The sequence below is a fragment of the Amycolatopsis sp. cmx-11-12 genome, from assembly GCF_046269425.1.
Classification (GTDB): domain Bacteria; phylum Actinomycetota; class Actinomycetes; order Mycobacteriales; family Pseudonocardiaceae; genus Amycolatopsis.
The window spans coordinates 1-15,052 of the sequence record NZ_JADNQM010000075.1 but is presented as its reverse complement, the minus strand read 5'-3'; the positions used below and the strand labels follow the sequence as shown (position 1 = coordinate 15,052).

9 protein-coding genes and 1 pseudogene are annotated in these 15,052 nt (G+C 61.6%); 6 read left to right on the top strand and 4 right to left on the bottom strand.

All coding sequences use genetic code 11. From position 1 onward, the window contains the following. Positions 1-2,175: 2,175 nt before the first annotated feature. Entirely contained in the window at positions 2,176-2,802 is a 627-nt protein-coding gene (locus ACLARN_RS43480) for a LuxR C-terminal-related transcriptional regulator (protein WP_409497344.1), read from the top strand. A gap of 1,977 nt (positions 2,803-4,779) precedes the next feature. Here the strand turns inward: ACLARN_RS43480 and ACLARN_RS43475 are convergent. The 3 genes from ACLARN_RS43475 to ACLARN_RS43465 form a co-directional block, all read right to left on the bottom strand. Then, entirely contained in the window at positions 4,780-5,550 is a 771-nt protein-coding gene (locus tag ACLARN_RS43475) for an SDR family NAD(P)-dependent oxidoreductase (protein ID WP_409497343.1), read from the bottom strand. Between the two features lie 35 nt (positions 5,551-5,585). Then, the gene (locus ACLARN_RS43470; RefSeq protein ID WP_409497342.1) at positions 5,586-6,926 is read right to left on the bottom strand and encodes a flavin-containing monooxygenase; all 1,341 of its coding nucleotides are present in this window, start codon (positions 6,924-6,926) and stop codon (positions 5,586-5,588) included. Positions 6,927-7,174: 248 nt separating this feature from the next. Then, positions 7,175-7,825: a TetR/AcrR family transcriptional regulator gene (locus ACLARN_RS43465; protein ID WP_409497346.1), complete on the bottom strand. Its 651-nt coding sequence runs from the start codon at positions 7,823-7,825 to the stop codon at positions 7,175-7,177. Between the two features lie 231 nt (positions 7,826-8,056). Between ACLARN_RS43465 and ACLARN_RS43460 the strand changes: the two genes are divergently transcribed. Next, positions 8,057-9,505: an APC family permease gene (locus tag ACLARN_RS43460; protein WP_409497341.1), complete on the top strand. Its 1,449-nt coding sequence runs from the start codon at positions 8,057-8,059 to the stop codon at positions 9,503-9,505. A 582-nt stretch (positions 9,506-10,087) separates the two neighbouring features. On the opposite strand, the gene ACLARN_RS43455 is transcribed toward ACLARN_RS43460, so the two are convergent. Beyond that, complete coding sequence (locus ACLARN_RS43455) at positions 10,088-10,522, bottom strand: helix-turn-helix domain-containing protein (RefSeq protein ID WP_409497345.1); 435 nt, start codon at positions 10,520-10,522, stop codon at positions 10,088-10,090. Between the two features lie 527 nt (positions 10,523-11,049). Between ACLARN_RS43455 and ACLARN_RS43450 the strand changes: the two genes are divergently transcribed. The 4 genes and pseudogenes from ACLARN_RS43450 to ACLARN_RS43435 all read left to right on the top strand — a co-directional run bounded on the left by ACLARN_RS43450 (position 11,050) and on the right by ACLARN_RS43435 (position 14,598). Continuing rightward, positions 11,050-12,054 carry a ParB N-terminal domain-containing protein gene (locus tag ACLARN_RS43450; RefSeq protein ID WP_409497340.1) on the top strand — a complete coding sequence of 335 codons (1,005 nt, stop codon included), beginning with the start codon at positions 11,050-11,052 and terminating at the stop codon, positions 12,052-12,054. A gap of 494 nt (positions 12,055-12,548) precedes the next feature. Then, positions 12,549-13,280 carry a class E sortase gene (locus ACLARN_RS43445; protein WP_409497339.1) on the top strand — a complete coding sequence of 244 codons (732 nt, stop codon included), beginning with the start codon at positions 12,549-12,551 and terminating at the stop codon, positions 13,278-13,280. Between the two features lie 303 nt (positions 13,281-13,583). Continuing rightward, positions 13,584-14,002 (top strand): annotated as a pseudogene (locus ACLARN_RS43440) (MFS transporter); the annotation flags it as partial. A 356-nt stretch (positions 14,003-14,358) separates the two neighbouring features. Beyond that, positions 14,359-14,598 carry a hypothetical protein gene (locus ACLARN_RS43435; protein WP_409497338.1) on the top strand — a complete coding sequence of 80 codons (240 nt, stop codon included), beginning with the start codon at positions 14,359-14,361 and terminating at the stop codon, positions 14,596-14,598. The last annotated feature ends 454 nt before the right edge of the window (positions 14,599-15,052 follow it).

Below are 15,052 nucleotides of genomic sequence, written 5' to 3'. Positions count from 1 at the left end.
GCAGGTCCGACAGCAACCCGAGCAGCAGTGCTCGTGCACGTCGGCGGGGTTCGACGCGGGTGAACCGGCCGGCGATCCGGCTGATCATCTCCTCGAACATCACCGCCCACCGGTCAGGGTTTACGCTAGGGCCTGCGGCCACCAGCCGATCAGGGTTAGTCCACACAACCGACCATGATCAACTGGTGGCCGCACCTGTTTTCGGGCAGCCCACCAGCGACATCACGAAGTCCGGCTGGAGTACTAGTCCCGGAAGTTGATGCGCAGGGTGGCGAAAGGCAGTGGTGACCTTGCTGGCATTCCAGGTCTTCTTCGCCTGCCACTAAACCTCGGCAAGGCGGCAGATCTGGTCACAGGCGGCCAGGCCGGAACTGACGAGGCCGGCCGCTGTCCACGGTGGGGGCCACGCCGGGGAGCGTCAGGTCGACTGTGCAAGTCGGCGGTGTGTCTCGCGAGTCTGAGGAGTCCGCGGGCTGGCGGAGGCGTTCGCGCCGGAGACAATCGACGCGTTGCTCGAGGACGTATGCCTGCCCGGCCGTGATACGACCTAATGATGGAATGGTCGCGTCGGCTACCGCCAATGCAGTCCTGAACGCGGCTAGCCGACGCGACCCGCGCCACCCCACACCTGGCGAGATAACGGGAACGGCGCGGTGGTGTTTCTACACGAGTATCCGCGCTAGGTCCACTCCCCGATGAACATTGGCGGTCGGGGACGGCACCCTGGTTCCAACCGGCGGTACACCCTTGGATAGGTCATGCGGCCACTGCTGGCCTTCTACTCGCCACGGGCCCGCTTTGCGACCATCCGCAGCAGCTCTAAGAGTCGGTCTGACTCAACGCCAGGGGGCCCGGGACCCTCAGGCCCAACACCGAGATTGCCGCAATCGGTCACAGCCCGGGTTTAAAGCGAACTCTCGGTCAGCCAGGCTGATGGTAGTGCGTTGCAAGGGTTAGTGTGGGAGGAACAAGCCCACCTCAAGCTGCTTCACGCCGACGGAATCCAAGCTGTAGCAGGCATCACATTGCCATGGCTGTCATGAAATAATATCTAGGATTCCATGAAACTGGCCCACCTCTCCTATTATGTCGCACCAGGGTGGCCCAGCTTGTCTTGGGGGTTGTGTTCCTCTAGTGCTTCTGTCAAGCAGCGTTGGACAGGTAGTCCGAGTGGCGGATCTTGGAGTCGATGGTGAAGTTGCGTCCGGGGAGGCACTGGGCTTGTGCCGGCGGGTGCAGCCGGTTAAGGCAGTTTCCTGAGGGAGTGGCTAGGGCTATCGCTGGCAGCGAGGGGGTGATGTGACGGATCGCAGTGGAGACGCACTCGTCCGGATTCAACCACGATGTCTTGCTGGGTGTGGAGATCAGTTGCCGAGCCGGCTCGCCGTGGCGGAACCAGCCGCGCCCCTGCCTGGGTTGCACGTTCAACGGTCCGGACTCATCGACGCAGATCACCCGCTCATCTTGCGGTGGGTGATCGTGGAGATCGAGGATGCGGATTTTCTAGGGTGCGAAGTCTGGATCCTTGCTGGCTTTCTAGGCAGTCTTCGCCTGCGACGATACCTCCGCGAGGTGGCAGATCTGGCCACGGGCGGCCAGGCCGAACTGACCAGGCGGACCGCTGCTCCATGGTGGGGACCATGCCGCGAACCGCGACTCGGTGAACGCGTGGATCACCTCCCGTACTTACCCTGTCGCCGCCGTAACCAGGACCGAGCCTCCTGCCCGCCGCGCCCGCAGTCGGGCCAGACCCCAGGTGAACCTCATATCCTCACCAGCTTCCGCGCCGCCCTCACTCCAGTGCACGCGCAAGCATCTTCGGTTTACCCACGTCCGCTCACCTCCATTGGTGAACCCCGCAACCACCAGCCTCAAGACCCACACCGCACGGGCTACCACTACCCCTCGATGAGGCATAGGAGCGAAGCTGGAAGGCTCGGCACGTGTTGGGGTACATGTTCGTTCCGTTGTCGGTCGAGGACTTGCACTCGGTGCCATTCCGTAGAGCTCTCCCGGGCTTATGGGTTCGCGAAGGGATCGCTCTTGGGGCGAATTCGACTGCGTTCACAAGCTGTGTTCGGTGGCATCCATCTAGAGCGCAATATTCTCCTGACATCCTCATATCGCGTATGCATTCCTGACTTATTGGTTCCTGTTACCTGAAGGGGCACTGAAGTGATCAACATCCTTATTTGTGCTGACAGAGCAATTGCTCGCGACGCACTTGTGGAGGCGCTTAATGGACTGGAAGACATGAACGTAGTCGCTAATGTAGACCTTTCGGGCGATATTTTATCTATCATGGCTCAATCGCGGCCGGATGTCGTTATTGTGGAACTCAGGGAAGATGGACTCGGCCTCGAGTGTGCCAGGAGGGTTAGGGCGCGAGGGCGGAACGCGAAGGTCATCCTTATTGCGCCAACTAACTTCCCTGCGGTTGCACTCGATGCGGCCAGGTCCGGAATACAAGGATTTCTATCAGATACACACAACTCTCTGGGAGATCTAATTTCTGCCGTTCGCTCAGTCAAGGAGGGCCGTGTGGCAATCAGTCAGTCACTAGTTCTTCAGGCGCTTACTGTTGGCCCGAGTCCGCTAAGTGAAAGAGAGCGCGAAGTCTTAAAGAAGACCTCGGACGGTGACTTGCCCAGTGGGATTTCTGCTGCCTTGAACTTGGCTGTGGGCACCGTCAGAAACCACCTGACAACAGCGAAGATCAAGTTGGGGGCCGGATCGGTGTTCGAAGCAGTTTCGATCGCGCGACGTAACGGGTGGCTAATTTCCTCTGGCAGGGCTGCGTGACCAGTTTCTAAATTAGCCTCTGCGCGTATTGGCACTTTGCGTAGCCGCTGGCGTGAAGCAGTCGCAGTTCGTTCTGTCGCTCGTGTAATATAGCCTGGCGTTAGTTGGTTTAAGGCGCCGAGTTGCCATGACGGTTCTCGGGTTGGCGATCAACGGTGAGGACCGGGTCTTGGAATCGAGAACCGCTTCCGGGTGATCGTGGCTAGTCATGTCGAGCGGGACGACAATCCACATTTCGGGCGACCGTAGTGAATTGGCGATGCCACTACTATCGCGGCCATGATTGGCCTACTGTCGGAGCCGCAGGAGTTCTCCGGTAGTGACGAATCGCGATCGACGATCAGAATTGCGACAGCCTTATTGGTCCGCCCAGGTGGTCCGTGCCGCGCACCGGAAGCCGCGGTGCACGCACGTCATGGATGCGGTCACTGTACCTACATCGCGCCACCGTATGGTAGAGGATGTCGCTTCCTTTGACGTGCGGAACGTGGTAATCGCCGTGCCTGCCCATGACGTCCACCAACCTGGACAAGGTGGCAATCGGAAAGCCAAGGCCCGCGTCACGATGCCACTCACGGGCGCGCCTAGTTCGACATCGTCTACGGATCACCGCTTACCTTGCCGTGATCAGCGGAAGTTCTGAGCAACTGGCCTACTTTCCTGCGGTGTTCAGGTGCGTTGCTTGCACACCTGAACGCCGGCCGAGGTGAAGATGCACGATACCACCGGGTCATGGACGACAGACGAAGGCGATGTTCAGACAACAGAGTGGAATAGGCGCCGATCTCCGTGTAGACAGGTACTCACGTCATCGCGCTTGCCCCCCACTAGGAGCGAGGTGGCGGCGGCCGCGCCGGGCACAGAGCGGCCTCGTCATGGTTGCCCGGTGCGGTCGACCACTGTCCCAGATTAACAGCGGCGGTTGGGGGTAGCCGCCATCTTTGTCGTTGCTCGACCCAAGCCGGTCGGTCTCTCAGCGGATGCCTATGCGTGCTAGTGGCAATTGCGTAGCGTGCAGCAATGGCTTGGACCCACGGAATGATTTGATGTCTTCCGTCTCGCACGGATGTTGATCTACGATTGTCGGCCGTGAGGGATGGTGAGCAGCCGCCGTGGATCGTGCCGGATGGGCTGTGGGCGCACATCGAGCCCTGTGGCTTCGTACCACGGCATGAACGACTACGCATCCGCTGGGATCGCCGCGACGACATCCACGAAACCCTCTTCGGTCTCGCCACCTGCATCACCACCTTGCGATACATCACACGACCTTGTTAGGGCCTCTAAGGCGATCCGCGAATGGGTGCTGGCCAACGGCTTCGAGCTGTCGGACCGCGGTCGCATCGCCAACAAGGTCATCGCAGCTGTCGGGGCGGCCGAGGCTGGCTTGTCCGTTGAGCCCGAGCCATGCGGACTTCTCTTACACGGACAGTGCGGACGAAGCCTGCTACCGGACCAGCGCAACGATAGTAACCTGCTGTCGGTATGCAGCGTTCTGGCGGTGAGCCGCATGCTCGGGTGCATGAGACATGGTGCTGTTACCTGGACGGCGACGAAATTGCCGACATTCAGGTTGAGGGCAATAGTGTTCCCTACACCGGGCGTTCCGCTCGAGGCGGCCGGGAAGGTGGGTCTCGGTGCGGCCGTCCGACGAGCGTGCTGCGAACACGGTACTGGGCCGGTGTGCACACAGTGTTCGTACGCTGAGTTCTCTCGAGGATCCGGACGCGGCGAAACGGATGCTCGGCTGGACCCGCCGGCGTCTCCGCAAAAGAAGATCAACCGGATTCACTGACTTGGCCGCCCGATGAGTCGGTCGGGCCGTCCCCGATACCGATCTCGCCAAGGTCGGAGGCCAGGTGGGTGACCCCCACAGCCGCACCACTACGCGCGAGCCGCAGGGCGACCGCCCGACCGATACCGTTCGCACGGCTGGTTCCGGTGGACCAGCGCCACCTGCGGTCCAGCGTTCCATGATCACCGCCCGATGCCTGTCGCGACGGTCTCAAGCAGCCCGTCGGAGTAGCCGGCCGACATGCCTGCGTCGATCGTGAGCGCTTGCCCGGTGATCGCCGAAGACTTCGACGATGACAGGAAGGCGATGACGTCGGCGACTTGGTCGGCGGTGATTGCCGCCCCCGACGGCGCGGCGAGCTTGCTGATCTGTCGTTCGAGGTCCCCGTTCGCCTGTGCGGCGAGCATGGGGGTGTCGACAGAACTCGGGCAGACGCAGTTGACACGGATGCCGCGGCCACCGTACTCGATGGCCGCGACCCGGGTCAGTGAGATGACGGCCGCCTTGGACGCCGCGTAGGGGCCGTAACCGCGGAGACCGATGTTGCCTGCCGCGGAAGCGGTGTTGACGATGGCCGAGCCCGCCGACATCGCTCGTGCACCGTACTTGATCCCCAAGAATACGCCGACGGTGTTGACGCCGAGATGAAGCTCGAAGTCGGCGGGACTCGCCTCGTCGAGCTCGACCTCGGTAATGGTCCCAGCGTTGTTCACGAGCACGTCCACTCGGCCGTGCCGTGCGACAGCCGCGGCGAAGAGGTGCTCCACGTCCGCGGGCTCGCGGACGTCGGTTTTCACGAACGTCGCGCCGAGTTCGTTCGCCACCTCACTCGCATCGGTGAGGTCGGCCAGCACGAGCCGACCGCCCTCCCGAGCGAAGAGCGCTGCTGTGGCCAGACCAATACCGGACGCGGCGCCGGTCACGACGCAGATCTTGTCCTCGAAAATGCCCATGGTGTCAGTGTTCCTATGCTCTGGGCGAATCAGGTTCAGTACGCGGGGTTGCTGTCAGCGGCGGCAAACTGCTCACGCAGATCAGTGACGCCGAACCGATGTCGGATCTCGGCCACCACCGCCTGGTAGGCGTGCGTCTCGACGTAGTTGGCGTTGCGAGGAATGTCGAGGTACTCCATGTCGCCTCGCAGGTTCGGCTCGTGAGAGCGTTTCATCTCCGAGAATGCCTCTTTGTCGGCGCCCTCGAGGGTCAGGTCCAAAGCGACCAGCTGCGCCATCTCCTCGAACCGGTGGTACGCGGCGTCGGCGAACTCGATAAACCCGACCACGTAGAGCGAGTCGACCTTGCGATTGAAGACGTTCAGGTATAGCTGCGGGTGGCCGTTCTTCCACTCGAACAGTGCTTCGTCCACGAACGGGATTCTGTACTCGTAACCGGTGGCGAGCACGACCACGTCGACCTGCTCCCGGGTGCCGTTGGCGAAAACCACGTCGCCGCCCTCCAGCCGCGCTACGTCCGGCTTCGCGGTGAGGTCGCCGTGCTGGAGGTAGTGAACGACCTGGCCGTTGACGATGGGGTGCGTGGCCAGCAAGTCGTGGTCAGGTGCGGGCAGACCGTAGCGGGTCAAGTCGCCGACCAGCGCGTCGATGAGGTCGCTCGGGTCGGCGGGGATCTTGACTCCGGCGGGCGGCTTCCCGCCGTAGTTCAGAAAGACGTCGAGCGGAACGCCGAAGATATGCTTGGGGACGTACCGATACCCGCGACGGACGCTCAAGAAAGCCTTGTCCGCGCTGGCCGCGGCGTCACAGGCGATGTCGACCCCGGAATTGCCGCCCCCGACGATGAGCACGCGTTTACCCGCGAACGTGGAGGTGTCGTAGTACTCCGCGGAATGCATGACTTGTCCGTCGAATGTTTCGCGGCCGGGCAGTTCGACGATGTTCGGATGCCAGGTGACGCCCGGCGCCGCGACGAGTGCCCGGTAGCGGCGCTTCTCGCCCCCGATGGTGACCTCCCACGTTCCGTCGTCGAGTAGGTTGGCACGGTCGACCTCGGTGTTGAAGGTGATGTGGGCGTAGAGGTTCTCCGATTTCGCGAACTGCCGGATGTAGTCGAGGATCTGGCGCCAGGACGGGTAATCCGGGTAGTCGGCGGGCATCGGGTGGCCGTAGAACCCGCTTGAGTACTTGGAGCTAATGAAGTGCGCGCTCCGGTACACCGGGCTGCCCTCGTTCGCCGGGTCCCAGATTCCGCCGACGTCAGAGTGCTTTTCGAACAGGTCGAACGGCACGCCGGCGGCACGCAACCGCCGCGCGACCACCAGGCCGGAGGGGCCGGCTCCGACGATGCAGACTCGCTCTTCCGGTTTGGTCATTTCGTCTCCCGCGCTGGATCGGATTCGCACAACGACGGAGCCCTTCTGACGTCCGCAGTGCGCCACCCGGTGAAGTGCGCCCAGTATGTTCTAGGGCATACGCCTTGGTCAATCGCCCTAAGGCGGTCGCCCTACTGCGGGATTCTCATGCACCGGTCGTTTTCATCGGCGAGGCGGCCGACATGAACTTCCCACCGGACCTCCCAGACGGGGTAGCTGGACTATCGGGCCGCCGCTTGACGAAGCTGTCAAACGCCTGCCGGGCTACCGTCGCCCGTTTCCTTTCGACGACCAGTACCGCTGCGCCTGCCGCGACGGCGGGGTTGCGCCAGGCCCGCGAGCGCGGAGGCAAAGGCCTCGATCGACGCACGGGTAGCGGCGAGGTCTCGATCGGTCAGCCAGTGCAGCATCGCGCCGTCGATCATGGACGTGAACATGCGCGCGAGCACGGAAATGGGTGCCGTCCAGTCGATTCCGGCCCGGTCCGCCACGATCTCGAGATACACCGCGCCCTGCCGATCGTAGTCCTCGTACTGCGTGGTTGCCATCGTCGGATCGTCCGACCGCAGCGCGTAGAGCGTCAGGTCATAACTGATCAACTCCTTCTGTGGGTGGGAACTGCCCACGCTGAGGAAGGCGTTCAGCCCCGCCGTGAGGTTCTCCGTGAGCGGCCTGTCGTCATCCCAATCGTTGACGGCCGCCTGCACCATGTCCCTGACGTGGCTCTTCACCAACTCCCCGAGCAGCTGATTTTTCGATTCGAAGCAATAGTGGAACGTCCCGCGCGGCATGCCGGCCTCGTCAGTGATGGCGCGGGTCGTCGTGCTCGCGATGCCGTCTCGGCTGATTACCTCGGCGGCCGCCGCCAACAGGCGACGCCTGCGTTCCCTAACCGTCATCCGGGCCACGGCGCCGCACCTCTCGTTGTCTCGACAGCTCAGGCAAATGCCCGGTCCGACCGTAGCAAGCCCTCACGGATCGACCGGACGAGCACATAATGAAACTTGGGCGTTTGCCTTAGAGTGACTGACTAGGGCAAACGCCTTTGTATAGACAATGCGTGCCGAGAACGCGCGGGCTCGCGAAGTCCGATGGGGTGGCAGAACTCATACCGAAGGAGAACAGGCACGATGGCTGGAAATAATGACCTCTCGGCCGCCGAGGCGGGCACGCGAGAAGCCGACACGCTGCCGCACCGCGGGCTCGGCGTAGGATCGATCGTCTGCATGGTGATCGCGGCCGTGGCCCCTCTCGGCGCCGCGTCCGTGGTGCTGCCGACAGTGTTCAGCGTCAGTGGCAATGCTTCCGCCCCGGTGTACTTCGTCGGCGCGACCGTGATCCTCTCTTTATTCGCCGTCGGGTACACCCTGATGAGCCGTTATGTACCGAACGCTGGCGCGTTCTACGCCTACGTCAAGGCCGGGCTGGGTAAGATTCCCGCCGCCGGGACTGCGTCGCTGGCGCTCGCGTCCTATACGGTGATGCTAGTCGGTCTCATCGCGTATCTGGGCGTCGCGGTGGCCGCCCTCGTTCAGGCCGACCTCGGCGTGACGATCAGCTGGTGGGTCTTTTCACTGGTGGCCGTCGCCGTCGTGGCCTGCCTGGGCTACCGCGACATCGACGTCAGTGCGAAAGTGCTCGGGCTCTTTCTCATCCTCGAAGTCCTCGTCATCGTCGTGGTCGACGCGGCGATTACAGTGCACGGCGGAAAAGCTGGCCTATCTGCGACGCCGCTCAATCCGGCCCGCGCCTTCGACGGGGCGCCCGGGCCCGGCTTGATGTTCGCCTTCTTCGCCTTCTTCGGATTCGAAGCTACCGCCGTCTTCCGCAGCGAGGCGAGGGACCCGAACCGCACCATCCCGCGCGCGACCTATATCGCGGTTCTCTTCATCGGAGTGCTCTACGCGTTCACTTCCTGGGCCCAGGCCGTCGGCACGGGGACCGAGCACGTGGCCGCCACCGCCGCGGCTGATCCGGCAAAGCTGATGACGGACCTCGCCGCCCACTACGGGGGAGCCGTCCTGCGGCCCATCATCCAGATACTGCTCGTGACCAGTATCTTCGCGTGCGTGCTGTCATTCCACAACGTGGTCACGCGATACCAGTTCAGTCTGGCCAGAGCACGCTTGCTGCCGGCGTGGCTCGGCCGGGCGCACGCAAAGCACCGGGCTCCGTCGCAGGCCTCCCTCGTCGTCACCCTGACGACCGTCGTCATCTTCGGCTCGCTCACGCTGGCAGGCCTCGATCCGGTGACCGAGATCTACACGTGGCTCTCCGGCTCCGCGACACTGGGCATCATTGTGATGATGGTTCTCACCAGCCTCTCCGTGATCGTGTTCCACCGACGTAACCGGCACGACGACCCGATGTGGAACTCGACCATCGCTCCGATCCTCTCGCTCGCAGGCCTAGGCATGGTCCTCCTCCTCGTGATCGCCAAGTTCCCATTGGTCGTTAGCGGCGCGGCCGGGGCCATCTGGGTCGAGGTCGCGGTTGTCGCTTGTTTCGCTGCCGGCGCCGGTGCCGCCGCGGTGACGAAGGCACGCCGACCCGAGGCCTATGCCCAGATGCTGAGCTGACCGTGGGCACCCCTCCCTGGCTGCGTGGTCCGGCAGTCCCGGTTCCCGTCATGCAGCCGGAGTGTGTCGGAAGTCGATCGCGAGCTTGAGCGTCAATCACCCATCGATTCTCAAGCTAACGCCGTTACTGTGCGTCGCGGCGTTAGCGCCTCAACTGTCGGCCTGCTGGTTGGGATCACGACAGCTGTGACGACTACGTGAAGCTGATGTGGGCGTGGGTATCTCGCGTGAGAGTCAAGAAGTAAGCCCCAGCTTATAGCGCGGCGGAACTGCTCTCGCGCTAAAGAGACGAGATTCCGACGACCTGGACGGTGTTCCGGGAGCAGCGGCAGCTTGCTCCTCGCGGCGCGATCGAGCGCCGACGGTTGGAGTCAGTCCATGGCAGGGCATCGCTCCCAGATTGACTCCTGGGTCTAGGGCGCGGGTGGCAGACGTGCGGGCTTGCCTTAGTTATACGCTAACGGTAACGTAACTTGTGACTGACGCCCAAACGTCTTGTCGAGAGGGCGCGTTGCGACACGAGAGGTTAGGAGGCGATCGCGCTTGTAAAATTGAGCAGGTGTGCGACCAGATGGCCGAGCGTCACCGGATGAGTTGTTGCACGTGGGCAACAAAGGTTCGAACGTCCATGCCACACAGCTCCGCGATCAGTTGGATTGCAGGCGGGCTCAGCCAGATTGTGACCTTCCTGCTTCTCGACTCGCTGAGGTGGACGGCTGCCCAGCGCCGCAAAGGGGTAAGGCGTGGTTGGCGGTCGTGGACCACGGCGCGGAGGTCTAGCTCAACGGCGTTGGGGACGTCTTTGCGGTACGGCATAGCGGAAAGAAATTCGGTCGGCGAGGCATCAAGTGCTTCGCATAACTCGTAGAAGCGCAGGAGGGAACACGTGCGTTCGCCATGCTCGTAGGAGCTGATCGCTTGCATGGACACCGGAGGCGACATTCGTGAGGCAACTGCTGAGATCGAGAGGTCACGAGCTTGACGTGTACTACGCAACAACTTGCCAAAACTTAACATCCACTCTTGTCGGGTCATCGGCCGAACTCGACTGATACGTCAGTTGGTGTCATGGCAATACCTCGAGGAAGAATACTGGTCATCTGGCGCGACCCCTTTTCAAAGCAACAGGAATAGCTCGCCGAACTGTGTTCGCTAAGTTAATCCTGTTAGCCGACGAGCGTGGCTATGACGTTCTCTTGTGTTGCTCGGCGATGGTCTGCTGCCCTGTGCTCGTTGGGCGCGCGTCTGCTCGCCGACCCACTTCCCTTGCTAACCGATCGTCAGCAACGGGAGGCACGAGACAGTGGACCATCTTTCGATCATATGCGCAAACTAAAATGAGTGAAAGTTTCCACGCAGTCGTCTTATTGTGGGATCTTTGGAGAATCACCAGTTTGGATTAGGAAAAGTACAAATATGCCTGAATTGTCATGGTTGAAGGTAACCAAGGCTGGCTACTGACGAGGCAACGTTGAACCCCGGCCAATTCTTGGCTACCGTATGCGATACCATCAACCGAACCCATTTAACGTAGAGGTAGCACCGTGGCAGCAGAGGTGGCGTTTCACACAACCGCTACATTGCCAGTGGAAGTAGTCCCCATCGATGATCTGCAGGAAGGGTGGACTCCGCGGGTCGCTGGCTTGGAACGTGAGTACGTTGAAGAGCTTGCCGAGATCGCGTCCTCAACTCCCCCCATTGTGGTGCACCGGCCGACCATGTGTGTTGTGGACGGAAACCATCGGCTCGCGGCAGCGAGGCTACAGGGACGTACCACGATCGCGGTGCGCTTCTTGGATGGGAGCGAGGACGAGGTGATGCTGTTCTCGATTCGTGCCAACAGCAGTCATGGACGGCGGTTGTCGCGAGTGGATCAGGAAGCTGCGGTGGAGCGGGTTTTGCGACAGCGGTCGGACCTGTCAACCCGGCGCATCTCTGAGGAAACCGGAATCGGCCAACGTCTAATCGAGTCGGTTCGCCGCCGAATCAGCGAGCCTTCCGAGTCGGATGCGTTACGAGTCGGCCGTGATGGCAAGCGCCATCCTGCCACGACGGCCGCGGCTGATGTGAAGAAAGAACGGGCGCGCAGAATTGTAGCCGATAATCCGAAGGTCACAGTGCGTGAGCTCGCCGAGAGTGCGGGTATTTCGATCGGCTCGGCTCATAACGTGATCCGCGAGGGGAATCAGCGTGCAGCGGGGGGAGTAATAGAGCGCTTGCCGAAATTGGCTCAGACGGCCGAAAAGAAGACTGTCGCCCCTGTTCGTATCGATAGCCTAAGGCAGCTGAACGAGGATTTGGCGGTTCGCGGCAACGATATCGGACGGACCTTGCTTACCATGCTAAACGTAGTTCTTACGGAAGGGCGCAAGCTGCAAGACGAGCTACATAGAGAGCAGGGGCGATCCGTGAACCGTGCTATCCCCGAATATCAACGGTACCGGGCGGCTGAACTCGCCGCCACCGGTGCCCGAGTCTTGCATGATCTTGCAGTCGCGCTACGGGGTGTGCCGACCAGGGCTGCGGGTGCAACCGAATCGGTGGCGTGAGGTGCTGCGTCGAGGGAGGGGACGCAGTCAAAGTCCGACGCGGCGTGTGTGCAGCAACTACGACGGACACTCTATCGGCTCAGTGGTGATCAGGGTAGATATCGTAGGCGATGCGGGATGATTCGGCACTGCGACGTAGCATCGTGGCGACTGAGAAGTTTGTCAAATCAATTGATATCAACTTCTCGAGGTGTTGTCGCTGGGAATGTGTGATCGGCGACCCCGGTTCTGGGTAGTGACTGCTTTGCGGTTGTCTGCTGTGTTCTACGAGGACACGTGGGTGCCGTATCAGATGGATGATCGCGGCTAGGTGATTCCCGCAGGGCTGCTGTTCACTGCCTGTGACGGCAGGAGGGTTGAAACCGGTTTATGTGTGGCCAGTAATTTGCTCAAGTAGCCGTGAAATTCGCGCGGATCGAGCCTGATCGCGAGACACTGCGGCTAGTGACAGTCAGGCGTGCATCACTGCTTACGCGCCTGAGTTGGGAACTTGCGTGAAGTCGTACAAGACCCTACTCGTCATCTGCGAGTTCGCAATTTGTCTAGGTCTTAGCTTGCTTCTATTTGTTGCGTACGAGACCTGGGGCAAAGTTGGTGAGCTGACTGCAGATCAGGCGCAGCTTGACCAGCAGCTTAGCCAAAGTTGGGACGGAGTCTCGTCGCAGGGTGAGAGTGCTCGCAACTCGACGTCGCCATCCATCGCGTCAAGGGGGCCCGCGCCAGGGATTCCCGCGCCACGCGCTGCTGCTGAAGGCCAGACGGTAAGTAATAAGGGTGAGCCACTAGTGCGGCTTTATATACCGATTTTAGGAATGCATTGGACGGTTTTAGAAGGAACTGACCTGGGGCACTTGAAGCGTGGCCCAGGACACTACATAGGAACGCAAAAGCCAGGGGAAGTCGGAAATTTTTCTGTTGCCGGCCACAGATCTGTAGGAATGTTCTGGGATCTGGATAAGGTTCACGCTGGCGACAGTGTCGTGATCGAAGGAAGAAGTGATTGGTATGTGTACCGTGTGAGCAGTTCGCAGATCGTATCGCCGAGTGCGACTGAGGTGCTGGCACCTGTTCCCGGGCGCCCGGGTGTAGTCCCGACGGAATCTAAGATAGTACTTACCACCTGTAATCCAAGGTGGGACAACTATGAACGTCTGGTGGTGACGGGCGATTTGGTGCGCACATCATCAAAGGCGCAGGAGCGTCCAATTGAGCTAGGAGGGGGTTAGGTCTGATTGCCTACGTCTGGCGGCGTTTGCGCTGCCCAAAGATCGTGCGATTCATCGTTATTTCTGCGCTCATAATTGGGTGGGCCGCACTGCTGTGGTATGGAGTATTCCCGCTAATCGACCAACTATTTCCGGAGGGGGCGGGGGCGATTGGTCGGTAGTGCTAGCTTTCTCAGGTAATGATTGATGTCGTGTTGCCGAGAGACATTTAGGTTGACTCGCGCTTGACGGGACAGTGTGGCACTGCCCCGCTACTGCGTGTTCCGGTTTCGTGGAGTCTTTCACGCTCGACCGGGGTAATATGTGAGCCGTGACCGGTACAGCACCGAGGTGGTGCTCGCCGCGACTACCACCGGGTACGCGGTCGGCGCGGTGCTGACCGCGCGTTCAGTGGGTCGCGCTCGCGAGCCTCGCCTGCTATGGGTTCGCGCCGCTGTGCCTGCTGGTGCCGGTGCACCCAGAGATGGTCGTGGCGGCGTACGTGGTCGCAGGCCTCGGCATCGAGTTGTCAATGTGCCGTGGTTCACCGCGACGCAGCGGGAGGTGGCGCCGGACAAGCTGGCCCGTGTGTCGTCGTTGGACTTCCTGCTGTCCTACGGTCTGGCACCGGCCGGTTCGCCCTGATCGCCCCGGCGATCGAGACCTGTGGCGCCAACCCGGTGCTCGCCGTGTGCACGGTGAGCTGCTTCGTGGTGCCGGCCGTGGCCTGCCTGATACCGACCCGCCCGCGGGTTTCGCTGCGAAGCCTCGGACGGCCGAATATTGGCCAACCGGGGTGCGTACTGCATCCCGCAGATCCGATCCAGGCCGAAAGGCCATGTCGCTGTACCCGGCGGAGTCCTTCGACCCCGCTGTCCACCTCGAAGATGGCGCACTACGGGGATATCCAGCTCGACGCCAGGCGCCGCCTGGCGTTCGGCGCCACGGCGGCCGAGCAGCCGAGGGCGACCCAGTCGAGCACGACGACATGACTACGCCGCACCTACTGCGTGACCAGTGCGCGGACATCGCCGCCCCCGCAGCGAAAGTCGGCAGGCCGGGAAGAGCGCGATGCGTGATGTAACTCGGCTACGCTCGCGTGTCCACCACAGATCAGGGTCTTGAACGTCAAATCGACGCCCTGCGCAAGCACCGAATCCCGAACGAACGAATCTACGTCGGCAAGAATACTGGCTCCACCGTCGACTGGCCCGGCTCACCGAGACGCGCCACCACGCCCACGAAGACCACACCATCGCCGCTACCAACCTCGATCGACTGGGCCCTAACCCGCGCGAACACCTCAACACCGAGCAAATCGCCGCAGTATTCAGCATGAGCCGCACCCACCGCTACCACAGCCTCCGAGCATCAACCCGCTGACCAGTAATGACCGCCTCGTTCGCGACTGATGAAGAACTGTAAACGTTTGGTGTGACTCCTGATCATGGAAGCGCGTCTGATGACTGGCATGGTGTCCGGCGTGGGAACGCTGAGGACTCGAAACCCGAATGGCGACCATGAGCCTCGACACGACCGGCGCCGGCCACAAACACTCGACCATGCGCCGGAAACCCGACATGGACGCCTTCGAGATCACCTTCGTCCGCCGTCTCGTGCCGAACGCACGTAATTTCCCTCAACCCGAATACACCGGTCGTTTGACTGAGGGGCCTCGATCTTCCCGGACAGCTGCTTGGTGGCTTGACCTACGCTGCTTGCTGCCGGTTTAGGTACTCGGTGTAGACCTCGCTGGGGGTCTTGTAACCGAGTCCTGAGTGGAGACGTTGGTT